Below are 16277 nucleotides of genomic sequence, written 5' to 3'. Positions count from 1 at the left end.
AGAAGAGACATAAAAGTTTTCAGTTGGCATTAGCCGTTTACTTGTAAACTGTCAAGTGTTTAACCTAGCTAAATTTTCGGCAGCAATTAAAACTGTTCTAGCTGTGCTTTTACATTTTCCATGAGCCACATGGGTGTTGATGTTGCCCCACAGATACCTACACGATCGTTAGGCTGGAACCAGTCTTTATTTAATTCTTCTACATTTGAAATGAAATAAGACTCGTCGTTATATTTTTTGCATACGTCGTACAGCACTTTTCCGTTGGAAGATTTTTTACCGGAAACGAATATGATCTTATCAAAGTCTTTCACAAATTCCTCCAGTTCTTCGTAACGGTTAGAAACCTGTCTACAAATGGTGTCGTTTGCTTTTACCTCGTAACCTCTTTTGATCAGCTCGTCTTTGATCTGATAGAATTTATCGACGCTTTTAGTGGTTTGGCTATACAGCGTAAACTTACTTGGGAGCTCAACATTGTCAAGTTCGGCAATATCCATAAAAACCAGAGCCTTCCCATCCGTTTGACCTTGCAGACCAATCACTTCGGCATGACCATGCTTTCCAAAAATTAGAATCTGTTCATCATCGTCGTGGGAGTTTTTGATACGGTTTTGTAGCTTGAGCACTACTGGGCAGGAAGCATCAATCAGCGTAAGATTATTTGCCAAGGCCAGCTCATAGGTAGAAGGTGCTTCCCCATGTGCTCTGATCAATACTTTTTCGTTGCGAAGTTCCTTCAGCCTTTCATGATCAATGATCCTAAGTCCTTTCGCTCTTAGGCGTTCTACTTCTTCATCATTATGAACAATATCACCCAGACAATACAAATATTCTTCTCTGTCTAGAATATCTTCGGCCATATCAATGGCATACACTACTCCAAAACAGAAACCCGAAGATTTATCTATTGTTACTTTTAAATTATAGCCCATAATGAATATACAAAGGTACACAGAAGAAGTTTAAATTAAACAAAATTTTTAATATCGGATAAAATAATTAAATTTGATAACGATATTAATGAGATGTGGGATTTTGATTTAAAAGATTTAGAAGAATTAAAGCCACAAATAGAACGGCTATACAAAAAAAAAGCAAAGATTGACCAATCTAGGCCTTTGCCAAATACCGTATTGCAAAAAATAAAAGCTCAACTTAACCTTGAATGGACATACAATTCCAACAGTATTGAAGGTAACACGCTCAACCTTCTTGAAACCCAGCTTATTTTAGAAGAAGGAATTACTGTTGGAGGAAAATCTCTAAGAGAGCATTTTGAGGTAATCAACCACGAAAAAGCAATAGATTATTTATACAGCTTGGTCAACCCTGATTATACCTTGAGAAGTATTGACATCTTAAACTTACATGGCTATATCTTAAAAAATATTGAAGATGAATTTGCGGGACGATTGAGAAACGGGGGTATTCGTATTGTTGGTGCAAATTTCACGCCTCCAAATGCGAAAATAATTCCTGATCTTTTTGATGAGCTGGTCGCTTTTGCAAATACCAACCCCATTAATGCTAATGATTTAGTTCTAGCTACATTATTTCACCACAAACTGGTTTGGATACATCCCTTTTTTGATGGAAATGGTCGTACTGTTCGTTTAGCGATGAACCTTTTATTAATGAGAAAAGGGTTTCCGCCTGCGATTATCCTTAAAAATGACAGGAAAAAATACTACGAAGCGCTTAATCAAGCCAACAAGGGAAGCTATCATAAGCTTTGTTTATTGATGCTACAAGCAACCGAGCGATCTTTAAATATGTATATTAATTCGTTACCAGGCAAAAGCTATGATGATTACGAACCAATCTCAAGTATTGTTTCCGAGCCAAGCTTTCCTTACGGACAAGAATACATTAGCTTATTGGCAAGGCAAGGCAAAATAGATGCTTACAAAGAGGGCAAAAACTGGCTTACTACTAAAGAAGCAATAGAAGAATATGTAATTAACAGGAAAAGAAAAAGGTAGGTTTTTTGAACCCGCCTTTCTTATACTGAATGCTATTTTTTTGATTAACTTAAATAAACCCTATCCTCTTCGCCTTCTACATCCATAATTACATCTACATGTTCTTTTAAGATCGTAGCTAGCTCTAGGCCTACAAAATCAGTGGCAATAGGAAATATCTTATGGCTTCTATCTACCAAAACCACGGTTCTAATTTTCTTATGGGGCGTATTTAAGAAAACACCTAAACCGTAGGCCAAAGTTTTGCCGCTGTTTAATACATCATCTACTAGGATAATGACCTTATTTTTCCAATTGCTTTCGGGCAGGTCGGTTTTTGCCACCAGTTTGCTGCTCTGCTTTTCCAGGTCTATACGCAATAAAGTGGTCTTAAATTCAGAAATTTCATTTAGGGTTTTCTGCAACCTCACTGCCAATTTATAGCCCCTATCCCAAATGCCTGCAAGTATGATTTCTTTTTCATCTAGGTTGTCTTCCAGGATTTGATAAGCAATTCTATTGATTTTTTGCTGAATCTGTTTCTTGTCTAAAATAAGGACTTGATTTTGGGGCATATGATTGTGCTTTAGCATTTACAAAAGAACGATTTTAAGCCTCAATATCAAATATTGATTTTTTTTTAGTTATAGGCGCAACGTTTAGTAAGTTACAAGCGTCTTATCAACAAAACCACTTGAACAATGAAAAATTCACGAACACTTAAAACAAATCTAACATTTATCCTTTTCTTCCTCTGCGGCTTTACCTGCATTAATGTATTTGCCCAAAGTAGCAGACAGGTTTCTGTAAGCGACTTTAGCGGCATTGGTGTAAGCAGCGGGATTAATCTTCATTTGAAACAGGGCAACACAGAGAGTCTGGTGATCAAAGGGGAAGAAGAAGTAATTAAGGATGTAGTTGTTGAGAAAAATGACCGCAGCATTTCCATCAAATATAAAGAGGGTGTTAACTGGTCGCGTTTATTTAAAGGTAGAACCATTGATGTATATGTTACCTTTAAAAACCTGAACAGCCTAGCCGCTAGCGGTGGCGCCGATGTTTATATTGATGGCCAATTAAGAACAGATCATCTATCACTGGCAGCAAGTGGTGGCGCCGACATTAAACTAAGCCTTACTTGTAAGGATATTAAAATTGCGGTTAGTGGTGGTGCAGACATTGAGCTTAAAGGTTCTGCCGAAAACATGACCATTAGTGCCAGTGGTGGAAGCGACATCAACGCTTTTGATTTTAAAGTAGACTACGCCCAGGTAAACAGTAGCGGTGGTGCCGACGTAGACATTTATGTAAACAAAGGACTTACTGCGGCTGCAAGTGGAGGAAGCGATATTACCTACAAAGGCAATGCTTCTTTGAAAAAAACTTCGAATTCGAAAAGTGGCGACATTACCCACGCCAACTAATCTTATCAAATTAAAAAGCAGGCAGCTATCCCTCAAAAAGTGATAGCTGCCTGCTTGAAAAACAAACTGCGTAATTGGTTAATTGCAGAGCCAATGTTGTGGATACAGCATTGGCTATTTTATTTCTTGGTGTATGGATAATAGATAAAGTTAGCACCTTCTGGCACCACTACAAACACGCACATAAAATCTTCTGGCTTTTTATAGTTCTTCAGAAAATGTTCTTTTTTATTTGGCAGAATAATCCCTTTTTCAATAAACTCTTCAAGGGTCGAAGCTTGAATAGTCCAATTGGTATTTAGTTCCTCCCTATTTAAAATCATTTCTCCAATTTTCACCTCGTGTTGGTGTGCAATAAAAATTGGTGCTTGCGAAATTCCTTCCACCATAATCTCTACCGCCACTTCTTTGATAGATTCGGCGTAAAACTCCAAGTCTTTCTCTAAACTTACCAATGGGCTTTGCTTTTTCTCTTGCTTAGGCTCATTACCATTGGGATTTAAGTTTCCTAACAACTCTTCTGATTCCATATTTTAAAACTTAATTTCTTGTTTTTGTATCACAAACTGGTCATCTGCCAAACTATCGGTCAGCAGATAATATTTGTCGTGATGCTTTTCTATTCTCTTAGACAAGGGATACTCGTCTGCGCAAAAATACATACTACCTTTTTTCACGATTTTCCAAGCACCCTCTTTTAAGCTGAAAAGATTAATACTTGACCAACAGCTGCTAAACCATTCTGGCCTCAGCAATAGCTCGGGCTTATGGTCACCATCAATATCGTCAACCACATACAGGTCGGCTCCAATAGCTTCACTGAATTTCAAGGTTGGCCATTTCTTATTTGCAAACATGATATTGATTTCGTAGCGGTCTTTTTTACCTCCAGTATCGTCCGTATCTAATTTGTCTTTTACAATAATCGCGGTATCTTTCTCTCCTAAAATGACGGTATCCAATTCCTGCTTTTCGGAGTCCATGATAAAGGTTTTACTGGTTACCTCTACCTTGTTGGTTCTCTTATTTTGACAGGCGAACAATATCATGACCGTGAGGAACAATAACCCGCAATTTTTCATCTTATTTGAGTTTGAGTAAAACCACGTTTTCCACGTGCTGTGTATGAGGGAACATATCTACAGGCTTAATTCGGGCCACTTCATATTTTTCGGTAAGCAGTGCCAAATCACGAGCTTGCGTAGCTGCATTACAACTTACGTAAACAATTTTCTCTGCCTCCATTTCCAGCAATCGCTCAACCACATCTGCATGCATCCCAGCTCTAGGAGGGTCGGTAATGACTACATTGGGCTTACCGTGCTGATCAATAAATTCTCTGGTGAGGATATCTTTCATATCTCCCGCGTAGAATATCGTATTGTTAATGCCATTTAGCTCCGAGTTAAACTTCGCATCTTCAATGGCCGAAGGCACGTACTCCACACCAACCACTTGTTTTGCGCTATGTGCTACAAAATTGGCAATGGTTCCTGCACCAGTATATAGATCGTAAACCAACTCATCCCCTTTTAAATCGGCAAATTCTTTGGTGATACGATATAGCTCATAAGCTTGTGCAGAGTTGGTTTGATAGAATGATTTGATGCCAATCTTGTATTTTACGCTCTCGCCATTTCCCAGGGCCATTTCCTCAAAAATATGGTCGCGGCCTGCATAGGTAACAACCTCTTGATCAAAAATGGTGTCGTTCTTTTTATGATTAACGATGTATTGCAATGAGGTGATTTCCGGGAAAGTAGCTTTAAGGTAAGCCATCAAACCATCGATTTGTTCCTGTGTAGCATAAGCAAAAACCACCCCTACCATCACTTCGCCAGTACTCGCCGTACGGATGATCAGGTTACGCATGGCCCCTTCGTGATTACGCAAATCGTAAAAGCTTAGGTTGTGCTTTAGGGCATAGTCCCTCACTTTCAAACGAATATCGTTACTTGGATTTGCTTGCAAATAGCAATGATCTACGCCCAAAATCTTATCAAATCTGCCTGGAACATGAAAGCCAAGCGCATTCATCTCTCTGCCTTCAGCTTCTTCGGCCATGTCCTTGCTATCCAACCAACGTTTGTTAGAGAAGGTAAATTCTAGCTTATTACGGTAATATTGGTTTTCGGCAGAACCTAGAATGGGTTCAATACCGCTCACATCTATTTTCCCTAAACGTTGTAAAGCAGATTCAACGCTTTTTTGTTTATAGGTTAGCTGCGCATCATACTGCATGTGTTGCCATTTACAGCCGCCACAGGTACCAAAGTGGCTACAAAATGATTCTTGGCGCAAAGCGGATGGCGTGTGTAGGGTTTCGATCACTGCCTCGGCAAAGTTTTTCTTTTTCTTTACCAAACGTACATCTACCACATCGCCAGGAACGGCTTTATCTACGAAAATCACTAATTCTTCGGCTTTGCCCACTCCTTTGCCTTCTTCGGCAATATCAATAATACTCAAACCCGAAATTCTGATGGGTTCAGTATTTTTTCTTTTTCTGCTCATTGCTGCAAATATACGGAAAGTCTTTAGTGAGTTAAGTCAAAAGAATAGCTGCCGATAAATTAGGCATAGGAATAGTTAACAGGCAGGGCTGCCCGCTTGGCAAAATCGAAATCAATGACGTGTCTTAACCTTCAAAAATACCCAGAATTACCCCTAAAATACCGCTCGTAAGATTAAAATTCACGTCAAACTGTTCGTCTACCATCACTGAAATCTCTAACACTTCTTGACTCATAAATTCATTCTATATTCACAAATATAAAGAAAATGAACCAAAAACTAAATTGGTACAATATTAATTCTATATTAAGTTTTTATCCCTAAAAAGAAAATGATGTAATAGTTTGTTAAAATCCTGTAACGTTTAGCCTAGTAGTTCGAGCTAATTTTGTATTAGAAATTTTTGAAAGATGAAAACGACAGATGCCATCTATATTCCACTAGAAAATGTGGAGAGCGAACATTGTGCTTTGATTGTTGACAAAGGGCTTGAAAATGTTAAGGAAGTTAACACCCATCAGGTTGAGCTTAACAACCAAAGAGCTGTAATTACAGCCAAAAAATACCCAGAGGAAGCTGTTCAGGGAGCGGTAAAACAAATTAGGGACTTAGGTTATGACGTCACTACAATCAAACAGACTTTTCCGGTTACGGATATGTCCTGCGCCTCTTGCGCCGCCAATACCGAAGCCATCTTAAATGGTCAGGTTGGTGTGGTAAAAGCTGAAGTGAACTATGCCAATACTTCTGCCAAAGTAGAATACATTCCTAGTTTGGTTACAGCACAGGAGCTGAAAAAAGCGGTACAAGCTGGTGGTTACGACCTATTGATAGAGGATGGCAACGAAGCTAAGGAATCGTTAAATGAAATCAAGGCCAATCAGTTTCAAAAATTGAGAAAAAAAGCCATTAGCGCCCTAATATTAGCTGTTCCTCTCTTTATTATCGGAATGTTTTTTATGGACATGCCCTACGCCAACTATATCATGTGGGCATTATCAACGCCGATGCTACTTGTTTTTGGCAGACAGTTTTTTGTAGGCGCTTGGAAGCAGGCCAAACATCGCTCGGCCAACATGGATACTTTGGTGGCCGTGAGTACTGGAACAGCCTACGTTTATAGTGTTTTAATCACGCTGTTTCCCGACCTGATGCACAGTTTTGGCATTCACTCTCATGTATATTTTGAAGCTGCGGGTATTGTGATTGCTTTTATCCTATTGGGTAAACTTTTGGAAGAAAAAGCAAAGGGCAATACTTCATCCGCCATTAAAAAACTCATGGGCCTACAACCAAAACATGTCACCATTGTGCACGAAGGTGGACATCAGATGCAGATTGCCATTGGCGAGGTTAAGGTTGGGGATGTATTGCTAGTGAAACCTGGTGAGCGTGTGGCTGTAGATGGAACGGTAGTGAATGGCAGCTCTTACGTGGACGAAAGTATGATCAGTGGCGAACCTATTCCTGTGGCCAAGACTGCCGAAAGCACTGTATTTGCAGGCACCATTAACCAAAAAGGAAGTTTCCAGTTTAAAGCTGATAAAGTAGGTAGCGACACTGTTTTGGCGCACATCATTAAAATGGTAGAAGATGCACAGGGCAGCAAAGCCCCAGTACAAAAACTAGTTGATAAAATTGCTTCCATTTTTGTGCCCGTTGTGATTGCGATTGCCGTGCTAAGCTTGTTACTTTGGGTAGTTTTTGGTGGCGAAAATGGATTGGCACAAGGTATTGTTGCTTTTGTAACCGTACTGGTAATCGCTTGCCCATGTGCTTTGGGTCTTGCTACGCCTACCGCCATTATGGTTGGTGTAGGAAAAGGAGCCGAACAGGGGATTTTAATTAAGGATGCCGAGAGTTTAGAACTGGCCAAAAAGGTAAATGCCATTATTTTGGATAAAACAGGAACCATTACCGAAGGGAAACCAAAAGTAACTGCTGTGGAATGGTTTGGAGAGTTTAATCAGCTTCATCAGGATGTTTTATATAGCATCGAGAAATCATCTGAACACCCCTTGGCAGATGCTATTACGGAGCATTTTTCAAGCAAAGCGAATTTTTTAAACCAACTCAGTATAGAGAATATTAGCGGACAGGGCATTGAAGGTAACTACGAAAATCACACTTACTTCATTGGCAATGAACTATTGGTCAAAGAAAGAAACATTATCATTCCTGAAGATGCTAAGCAATGGACAGCAGCTCAATTGGAAAATGCCCAAACAGTGGTCTTCTTTTGTAATGAAACGAGTTTGTTAGCCATCGTTGCCATTGCCGATCAAATTAAGGCGACCTCGCAGCAAGCCATCAAAGAATTACAAAAAGATGGCATTAGGGTTTACATGCTTACGGGTGATAATGAACAAACTGCGAAAGCCGTGGCTACCACTCTTGGCATTGATGAATACCATGCCAATGTGCTACCTGCCGACAAAGGAAAATTCACGAAAAAACTACAACAGGAGGGTAAAGTGGTAGCCATGGTTGGCGACGGCATTAACGACAGCAATGCCCTTGCTCAAGCCGACGTGAGCATTGCCATGGGAAAAGGGAGTGATATTGCCATGGATGTGGCCAAAATGACCATCATTTCTTCCGATCTTTCTAAAATTCCTGATGCGATACATCTATCAAAATATACGGTAAATGCCATTAAACAAAACCTATTTTGGGCCTTTATCTACAATGTAATTGGTATTCCAATAGCAGCAGGAGCTTTATTTCCTATTAACGGTTTCTTGCTCGACCCTATGTGGGCGGGTGCGGCCATGGCCTTTAGCTCGGTAAGTGTAGTGGCTAATAGCCTTCGCTTAAAATGGAAAAAGATTTAAGACTAAATTCGACGCTCTAATATTTAAAAACAATTAATTCGTATCAAATGAACACTTTAAAATTTAAAACTAGCATCAATTGTAGCTCTTGTGTAGCCAAAGTTACTCCAGTACTTAATGCACAAGAAGATATTCAGAACTGGGAAGTAAACACTGATAATCCAGATAAGATATTAACTGTAGAAGGTAATGATATTGACGAAGAGGATTTAGTAAAATCTCTTCAGAAAATTGGGTTTAAAGCAGAGAAAATCTAAAGGTGTATGTCATTGTGAGGCTCGAAGCAATCCCAAATTACTAATTGTGTCGAGAATCACTGTAGGATTGCTTGGTTCCTTGCAATGACTATCTTAAACCATTAGCCTCTATTTAACTCCAGTCATTAAATCTGGATAATCTGTAACAATACCATCTACACCCAAGTTCTTAAGGTATTGCATCTCTTTAACGGTATTCACGGTCCAAGGAATAATCTTCACTCCTGCAGCGTGACATTTATCTACCAAACCTTTACCAACCAAAGGCAAGTACGGGCTATAAATAGTCGGCGTAAAACCAAGTGCTTTGATATTATTTTCAAAGTCCTCTTTCTCGTCTATACCCAGCGAAGTTGGAATGTCTGGATATTTTTCGTGAACATATTGTAAACTTCTTAAATCGAAAGAATGGATGGTTACCCTTTTTTCCAATTTCTTGGCTTTTACAATAGTCATGATCAGTTCTACAAACTCCTCTGGGCTTGGCTGAAACTCTCCATCGCCCTTTCTAATCAATTTGGTTTCGATGTTATAGTGTGGCTTGGCCATTTTCCTTTTGGCCACAAAAAACTCAACCTTATCAATCAGATCTGACAAAAGAGGTTTTTCCACCCTAAATTTTTCTTGATGCGGAAAGCGTGGATGTGGTTTAGAACCTACATCGAACTGTTTCACATCTTCATAATCCATTTGATAGATATTGAACTTCTTTTCGTTTTTGAGCGTAATTTCTTCACCAGTTGGCGCAGTACTGATTACATGGTTAAAATAAGGCTCTTGCGAAACCACCACTTGTTTATCTTTCGAAATCACCACTTCCATTTTTAGTGTTGTAGCGCCACTCTCCAATGCCTTGATCATTGACGGAATCGTATTTTCAGGCATTAGCCCTCTTGCCCCGCGATTGCCCTGTATTTCAAAAGCTATTTTCTTTTGTGCTTGTACAACGATACTGGCAAATAGAAAAAATAAAATAGGAAAAGTAATTTTCTTCATATGATATTTAGTTAACGGCTAAACCTTTCGAGAATTGCAAGTATAGCGGTTTTCGATTTAAATCTTTTAAAAACAAAAGCACATTAAATAAAAAAGGATTTCAACTTATCGTTAAAATCCTTGGTTTATATTTGATATTTGGTTTTAATAGTTATCTCTCGGCGACCGTAAAAATTTGAGCTATGATATTCCAGTTTGCATCAGCCTGGCGTTCCCAAATAAATACATAGTTAAAGCTCTCGCGAAGATTTGCTTTATAGTCAATAGTAGCTAAACCATAAGTATAGGCGAAATCGCCCCCCAACGCTTTATCAGCTTGCGTGGTTTTTAAATTGATTTTGTCTATTACCCTATTATTAAATGCTAAAATATCGTCTTTACCAATAATCAAATCGGTACCAGGGAACATCAGGCGTGCATCGGGATTAATGAACCCAGAAAAAGCTTGAACACCGTGAGTTTTTAACATAGTATTCAATGTTTTTTCCGTATTATTGATGATTTCCGCAGCAGCTTTCAAATCTTTTTGAGTGGCAAATTTCGGACTATGCGTACCTGTTGGCTCTATAAAAGTATTTTTAGGTTCTTTACCTTTAATTGGCTTCATGGCTTCGGCACCTAGGTCGATTACAAATTGCCATTCGCCATCTTTTCCCCTCCAGATTGAAAGGTAATGTCCATAAGTTTTTTTATCAGTACCTGCCACATACGTACCAGAAGTAAAACCCCAATCTCTGCTTTTAGATAAGCGAGCATAGTTAGGTTCCCATGTTAGATCTTTAGTATCTGGCGCAGTAGCATAAAACTTTTTAGCGTTTACTGGATTTGGGCGAAAAACGATGGCATCAGGAGCTGAAAACTCCAAAAAAGCAGCATTGACACCATTTTTAGCTGCTTTTTGAGCAAAAGCTTTTTCTGCGTTAACTAAAGATTTTACGGTGCCATCCGATTTTTGTGCATATACATTGGCACCTATGGCTAGGGCTAAAACTGACAGATATATTTTTCTCATAACAATTTATTATTGTAGTGTACGAATTTAAATGTTGATTGAATTAGTTGGCAAAAAAGTAATTAACAATTGCACATTTTAATAAGGGCAAAAGTTAAAATTAAAAAGTTTGGCAAGATCAATTAGGCAGATGGCTTTTCTCTATAAATGGTTTCCAGCATGGTTTGCCCAACAGCTTTCAAGGTATTCCTATCAATGTTGTTCAGGTTATCTAACTGGGTATGCCAATTGCTGTAAAAGCCTGCGGCATCTGAATAATGGATTACATCAATAGCCGGGATTCCGGCCTGATTGATCCAAAAATGGTCGTCAACCAAACTGCCAGAACTTACGTTGATGAAATAATTACCATAACCAATTTCGCCAGCAATACCCCATACTTTGTTAACTATATTTGGCGCATATTTTCTTGAAAGTTCATCTTGAGTAAACTGTGCATTACTACCGCCAACCATGTCTAAATTAATTGCATATAATGGCTTGTAGCCTTTTACATGTGGGTTTTTAGCCCAATATTGCGAACCAATGCACCATGTAGTTTCATTAGGGGTTTGGTCGTTGGCACTGCCATAGTCTTCAATGTCCCATAAAATAAAGTCCACACCTACTTCAGGTTGCTTTTCTTTGATTTGACGAGCCATTTCTAAAATCACAGCCACCCCACTTGCGCCATCATTAGCCGCCTCAAATGCCTTGTCTTTCATTGCGGCATCAGGATCTTGATCTGAAAAAGGACGAGCATCCCAGTGAGCAGTAATTAAAACCCTTTGCGTTTTTTCTGGATAAAATGCGGCAATGATATTTTTTAATTGATGTGTTTTACCGTCGTAGGTTTTAGCAGGAGCTTGTTGAACCATTACCTCTCCACCAAAAGATTTTAGCTTGGCCACCAAATATTCCGCACACTTTGCATGGGCAGGTGTAGATGGGATACGAGGACCAAAGTCCACCTGCACTTTGGTATAAGCATAGGCGCTATCGGCATTAAATTCCGGCGAGGTCAGCTTAACCTGCTCCACCGTTGTTTCGGTATCTGTAGGTTTATTTTGCTGGCAAGATTGAAAGCCAACCAATGCCAAAAGTGATGCTGCTAATATTTGATTTACTTTCATCCTATTTTTTGATTTGCAGTTTAATACCGGTAATGGATTTAACTATATCTTGCTCCAAGTAGTACCTTCTTTGCTATCTTTTAATTGTATTCCTATGTTTTGTAGTCCAATACGGATAGAATCAGAAGTTGCATAGTCCTTATTCTCCTTGGCTTCTTTGCGCAAGGCGATAATCATTTCCAGTACTTCATTCATATCTGTATTGCTGCTTTCCTCATCTTTCAAACCAAAAATATCAAACACAAAATCATTCATTAGCGCTTTCAGTTCTTCCAGTTCAGCAGCATTGATTTTTGCCGTACCATCGTAAACAGTATTGATGATACGAGCGGCCTCAAACAATTCGGCTATCGCTACCGGACTGTTAAAATCATCGTTCATTGCGTTAACACACTTTTCTCTAATTGGCGCGATGGAAATATTTCCTTCTACAGAGGCTGTTAATTTTGGCAATAGAGCGACGGTATTCATCAATCTTCTGAAACCTTTCTCGGAAGCATCCAAAGCATCGTTACTAAAATCTAATGTACTACGATAATGCGCTTGCAGCATAAAGAATTTCACCGTCATTGGGCTGTAGCCCTTGCGCAATAGCGGATGGTCGCCTGTAAAAAGCTCGTGCGGCAAAAAGCCATTACCAGCTGATTTAGACATCCGTGTGCCGTTAACGGTTAACATATTGGTATGCATCCAGTATTTAGCTGGCTGGTGGTTAGAGCATGCTTCTGATTGCGCTATTTCGTTGGTGTGGTGCGTAGCCGCCAAGTCCATACCTCCTCCATGAATATCAAACTCACTGCCCAAATATTTAGCGCTCATTGCAGAACACTCAATGTGCCAGCCCGGGAAACCCATACCCCAGGGCGATTGCCACTGCATCAATGTTTCTGGCTTGGCTTTTATCCAAAGGGCAAAATCTAAACGACCTTTTTTATCATTTTGACCACTTAGTTCTCGGGTATTTTCCAACAATTCTTCCAACTTACGATTAGTTAAAATCGTATAGTTGTATGTCTTGCTATATTTCTCCACGTCAAAATAAATGGTACCATCTACCTCGTAGGCATATCCATTTGCCATGATGACCTTTACCATTTCTATTTGTTCAATGATATGTCCTGTGGCTGTAGGTTCAATACTTGGTGGCAGGGTGTTGAACATCCTCATCACGTCATGAAAACCCAAGGTATACTTTTGAACGATCTCCATGGGTTCCAATTGCTCTAACTTTGCACGTTTTGCAAATTTATCGTCCCCTTCATCCCTATCGCCTTCCAAGTGACCGGCGTCGGTAATGTTACGCACATAGCGTACTTTATAGCCACTGTGGCTTAGGTAACGAAAAATCAGATCGAACGAGATAAAAGTACGACAGTTACCCAAATGCACATCGCTGTAAACGGTTGGTCCGCAAACGTACATTCCTACGTGCGGAGGATTTATGGGTTCAAAAACTTCCTTTTTACGGGTAAGCGTATTGTATAACTGTAATGCTTGTGTCATGGTTGCAAATGTAAATTTTTAGAGATTAATATTCATCATCGCTTTCTAAGGAAAAATTTAATCTCAAATCGCTCCTTACCGGAAAATGATCTGATAGTTTTTCTTTGGAAACATGGTGATTGATGATATCAAAGTCTTTGGTAGTTGCGATATAATCGATTTGAAAATTGGGGAATGCTCCATTATAAGTTTTACCAAAACCACTACCTTTTTCTATAAAGGCATTCTTTAAGGATTTAGTGATTTGGGTAACGCAATAAGATGCAGGCGTATCATTAAAATCGCCAGCAATCACGAAAGGCAGTTTACATTTCTGCATTTCGGCCTTCATGATTTTCACCTGCTCGCTCCTTCTTTCAAAGGCAGCTTTGAGCATGCTCGCAATCCTTCGAGACGACTTATATTCGGTGTTCATCTTCGTGGTGACTTTGTCAATGTAATCGTAATCTTCCTTTTGGAAAGAAATGGATTGGAAGTGTACATTGTAAATCCTGAAAAGTTGGCCTCCCACCTTAATATCGGCATAAATACTTCCATTGCCTGGTACTTGGCTAAACGGCACTTCCCCTTTATTATCAATCGGATAACGCGAAAAGATGGCCAAACCTGCGGCTTCGTAGTTGTTGTCGATAGTGGGCACAAAATAATAATGCTTCAGTTTAAGTCTCTTTTTAACACTGTCAATCAAATCAAATTCACCTTTCCGTCGTGTAAAAAACTCTTGAAAACAAATCACATCAGGATTTTGGTCTTCTAAAAGTTTAAAAATTTGATCTCTGGTAGAAACATCATTATTTTCCCCATATTTTTTGAACTGGTGTACGTTGTAAGTCATTAGTCGTACATAATGCTCACTTTCTTTTACGGTAGAACCTTCCTCGCCAAAAAACTGATAAGTAGCGTTTAAAGGTTTCCATCCAAGTGCCATAATGGCCAAGGTAACCAAGGCAAAGATGAACCTGCGGCGGAATGCCCAAAAGATAACAAAAATTAAATTGGCCAATAAAAAGAACGGGTAGGCCAATCCAGCAAAAGCGATCCAGATATCATTTTTCGGATCGGTTTGTCCGGCAACCATTCCCAATGCAAGCCCCATCACAGCCAACACTGCCAAAAAGAGCATGAATTTGTCGAATATGGAAAGTTGTAGTTTAGGCATTAGTTTTTACTTGCATCAAAAAGGGTTTGTTTTTCTTTAGCGGTCAGGTTTTCGTAACCACTTTTGGAAATCTTGTCCAATATGGCATCTATCTCCGCTTGATTTACCGAACTTGTTTTCTTTTTTGGAACTTCGTTTTTCACCACTTTTAATTTGGGCTTTTTCACCAAAAAATTACTCAAATCAGTTCCGTTTTGTAAGAGCTTGATGTAGACAAACCCAAACAATGCGCCACCTAAATGCGCCAAATTCCCACCAATATTACTGGAACTTGGAGTGGTCCCAATCACATCGATGATGATATACACCAATAGCAAGTACTTCAATTTTACATCCCCAAACAGAATCAATCGAATGCTATAATTGGGAATAAGGGTAGTTATGGCACTAAAAATGGCCATCACCGCAGCGGAAGCACCAATCAAAGGGCCTTTAGCGTTCAGCTGTGGGCTTAGGTTAAAAACTAAAGCAAAGGTTAAGGCTCCTAAAATAGCACCTCCCCAATACACCACCTGAAACTGCCTTGGTTTGAGGAAATCAAGAAATAAGTTCCCCATCCAATACAACCACAACATATTAAAAAGGATATGAAAAATATTCTGATGCAAAAAGGCGTAGGTAACCACCGTATAGAAACGAGTAGGCCATTGGGCTATATCAAATGGGAAAGCCAAATACTGTGTGACCAAGCTGTCGACCGCCCCTTCGGTAAAAAGATTGGCAATACCCAAAACCAAAAACACTATCGCATTTACGCCAATGTAAAACATTGTGGGATTACCCGACTTAAATAAACGATAAGATAAATCCTTGAAGCTATTGTTATTCATAGTAATCGTAAAACCTGTCTTTATCTTTCCATAGTTTAACCAAAATAAATCCAATCAGCGCACCACCCAAATGAGCAAAATGGGCTATCGAATCGCCTGGTATACGTGCCACGCCCAAGAATAATTCTATAACGATATAAATCGGGATAAAATATTTCGCTTTTACAGGGAATGGAATAAACATGAGCATCAGCTCTACGTTAGGATACAGCACTGCAAAAGCTGTCAATACTCCAAAAATTGCTCCAGAAGCACCTACCATTGGACTAATATATATTGCCCTTAAATCAGGGTTTGCTCCTACAACATTTAGATCATTAAAAACACTTCCAGTTATTTGATATACCTCAAAAGCCTGTACTCCCCATTGTAATGCCAATGCTCCTAAACCAGTTATCAGATAAAAATTAATGAATTTCTTTTGTCCCCAGCGTTGTTCCAACACACCCCCAAACATGAATAGACCGAACATGTTAAAAAACAAATGCGCAATCCCTCCATGCATAAACATATAGGTGATAGGTTGCCATACCTCAAAAAAGGGAGAATCAAAATAAAAGACTGCTAAATGTTTTGTTACAACGTCTCCTAAAATCCATGAAGCAAAAAGCATTATCCCGTTAATGATTAACAGGTTTTTGACTACTGGTGGGATATTGATATTATTCATTG

General features: G+C 39.2%; 17 protein-coding genes. 4 read left to right on the top strand and 13 right to left on the bottom strand.

From position 1 onward, the window contains the following. Nucleotides 1-86: 86 nt before the first annotated feature. Nucleotides 87-935 carry a 4-hydroxy-3-methylbut-2-enyl diphosphate reductase gene (locus tag ABDV71_RS14360; protein WP_343533772.1) on the bottom strand — a complete coding sequence of 283 codons (849 nt, stop codon included), beginning with the start codon at nucleotides 933-935 and terminating at the stop codon, nucleotides 87-89. Between the two features lie 93 nt (nucleotides 936-1028). On the opposite strand from ABDV71_RS14360, the gene ABDV71_RS14355 reads away from it, so the two are divergent. After that, a complete protein-coding gene (locus ABDV71_RS14355) occupies nucleotides 1029-1985 on the top strand; it encodes a Fic family protein (RefSeq protein ID WP_343533719.1) in 957 nt (318 codons plus the stop codon). 44 nt (nucleotides 1986-2029) lie between these two features. Here the strand turns inward: ABDV71_RS14355 and ABDV71_RS14350 are convergent, their stop codons facing one another. Then, complete coding sequence (locus tag ABDV71_RS14350; RefSeq protein WP_343533716.1) at nucleotides 2030-2539, bottom strand: phosphoribosyltransferase family protein; 510 nt, start codon at nucleotides 2537-2539, stop codon at nucleotides 2030-2032. A gap of 126 nt (nucleotides 2540-2665) precedes the next feature. Between ABDV71_RS14350 and ABDV71_RS14345 the strand changes: the two genes are divergently transcribed. After that, a complete protein-coding gene (locus ABDV71_RS14345) occupies nucleotides 2666-3388 on the top strand; it encodes a head GIN domain-containing protein (protein WP_343533714.1) in 723 nt (240 codons plus the stop codon). Nucleotides 3389-3507: 119 nt separating this feature from the next. On the opposite strand, the gene ABDV71_RS14340 is transcribed toward ABDV71_RS14345, so the two are convergent. The 4 genes from ABDV71_RS14340 to ABDV71_RS14325 all read right to left on the bottom strand — a co-directional run bounded on the left by ABDV71_RS14340 (nucleotide 3508) and on the right by ABDV71_RS14325 (nucleotide 6137). Next, on the bottom strand, nucleotides 3508-3918 hold the full coding sequence (locus tag ABDV71_RS14340; protein WP_343533712.1) for a hypothetical protein: 411 nt from the start codon (nucleotides 3916-3918) through the stop codon (nucleotides 3508-3510). 3 nt (nucleotides 3919-3921) lie between these two features. Continuing rightward, nucleotides 3922-4470, bottom strand: a complete 549-nt coding sequence (locus ABDV71_RS14335; RefSeq protein ID WP_343533710.1) for a hypothetical protein — start codon at nucleotides 4468-4470, stop codon at nucleotides 3922-3924. 1 nt (nucleotide 4471) lies between these two features. Next, nucleotides 4472-5902: a 23S rRNA (uracil(1939)-C(5))-methyltransferase RlmD gene (gene rlmD, locus ABDV71_RS14330; RefSeq protein ID WP_343533708.1), complete on the bottom strand. Its 1431-nt coding sequence runs from the start codon at nucleotides 5900-5902 to the stop codon at nucleotides 4472-4474. A 124-nt stretch (nucleotides 5903-6026) separates the two neighbouring features. Further along, on the bottom strand, nucleotides 6027-6137 hold the full coding sequence (locus tag ABDV71_RS14325) for a phenylalanyl-tRNA synthetase subunit alpha (RefSeq protein ID WP_343533706.1): 111 nt from the start codon (nucleotides 6135-6137) through the stop codon (nucleotides 6027-6029). A 175-nt stretch (nucleotides 6138-6312) separates the two neighbouring features. Between ABDV71_RS14325 and ABDV71_RS14320 the strand changes: the two genes are divergently transcribed. Both ABDV71_RS14320 and ABDV71_RS14315 read left to right on the top strand, forming a co-directional pair. Beyond that, nucleotides 6313-8736 (top strand): heavy metal translocating P-type ATPase, encoded by a 2424-nt coding sequence (locus ABDV71_RS14320; protein WP_343533704.1) that lies wholly within the window; start codon nucleotides 6313-6315, stop codon nucleotides 8734-8736. A 47-nt stretch (nucleotides 8737-8783) separates the two neighbouring features. Further along, nucleotides 8784-8993, top strand: a complete 210-nt coding sequence (locus tag ABDV71_RS14315) for a heavy-metal-associated domain-containing protein (RefSeq protein ID WP_343533702.1) — start codon at nucleotides 8784-8786, stop codon at nucleotides 8991-8993. A 108-nt stretch (nucleotides 8994-9101) separates the two neighbouring features. Here the strand turns inward: ABDV71_RS14315 and ABDV71_RS14310 are convergent, their stop codons facing one another. The 7 genes from ABDV71_RS14310 to ABDV71_RS14280 form a co-directional block, all read right to left on the bottom strand. Next, entirely contained in the window at nucleotides 9102-9989 is an 888-nt protein-coding gene (locus tag ABDV71_RS14310; RefSeq protein WP_343533700.1) for a glycerophosphodiester phosphodiesterase family protein, read from the bottom strand. Between the two features lie 151 nt (nucleotides 9990-10140). After that, entirely contained in the window at nucleotides 10141-11001 is an 861-nt protein-coding gene (locus tag ABDV71_RS14305; protein ID WP_343533698.1) for a nuclear transport factor 2 family protein, read from the bottom strand. Between the two features lie 122 nt (nucleotides 11002-11123). After that, complete coding sequence (locus ABDV71_RS14300; protein ID WP_343533697.1) at nucleotides 11124-12113, bottom strand: M28 family peptidase; 990 nt, start codon at nucleotides 12111-12113, stop codon at nucleotides 11124-11126. A 42-nt stretch (nucleotides 12114-12155) separates the two neighbouring features. Further along, nucleotides 12156-13616 carry a cysteine--tRNA ligase gene (gene cysS, locus ABDV71_RS14295; protein ID WP_343533695.1) on the bottom strand — a complete coding sequence of 487 codons (1461 nt, stop codon included), beginning with the start codon at nucleotides 13614-13616 and terminating at the stop codon, nucleotides 12156-12158. A 25-nt stretch (nucleotides 13617-13641) separates the two neighbouring features. Next, on the bottom strand, nucleotides 13642-14775 hold the full coding sequence (locus ABDV71_RS14290) for an endonuclease/exonuclease/phosphatase family protein (RefSeq protein WP_343533694.1): 1134 nt from the start codon (nucleotides 14773-14775) through the stop codon (nucleotides 13642-13644). After that, entirely contained in the window at nucleotides 14775-15605 is an 831-nt protein-coding gene (locus ABDV71_RS14285; protein WP_343533692.1) for a rhomboid family intramembrane serine protease, read from the bottom strand. Before ABDV71_RS14285 ends, ABDV71_RS14290 begins: the two co-directional genes overlap by 1 nt. Next, entirely contained in the window at nucleotides 15598-16275 is a 678-nt protein-coding gene (locus ABDV71_RS14280; RefSeq protein WP_343533690.1) for a rhomboid family intramembrane serine protease, read from the bottom strand. Before ABDV71_RS14280 ends, ABDV71_RS14285 begins: the two co-directional genes overlap by 8 nt. Nucleotides 16276-16277: the final 2 nt, after the last annotated feature.

The sequence above is a fragment of the Pedobacter sp. genome, from assembly GCF_039594775.1.
GTDB lineage: Bacteria > Bacteroidota > Bacteroidia > Sphingobacteriales > Sphingobacteriaceae > Pedobacter.
Note: the sequence above shows the minus strand (reverse complement) of the source record. Positions and strands in the feature narration are given on the sequence as shown.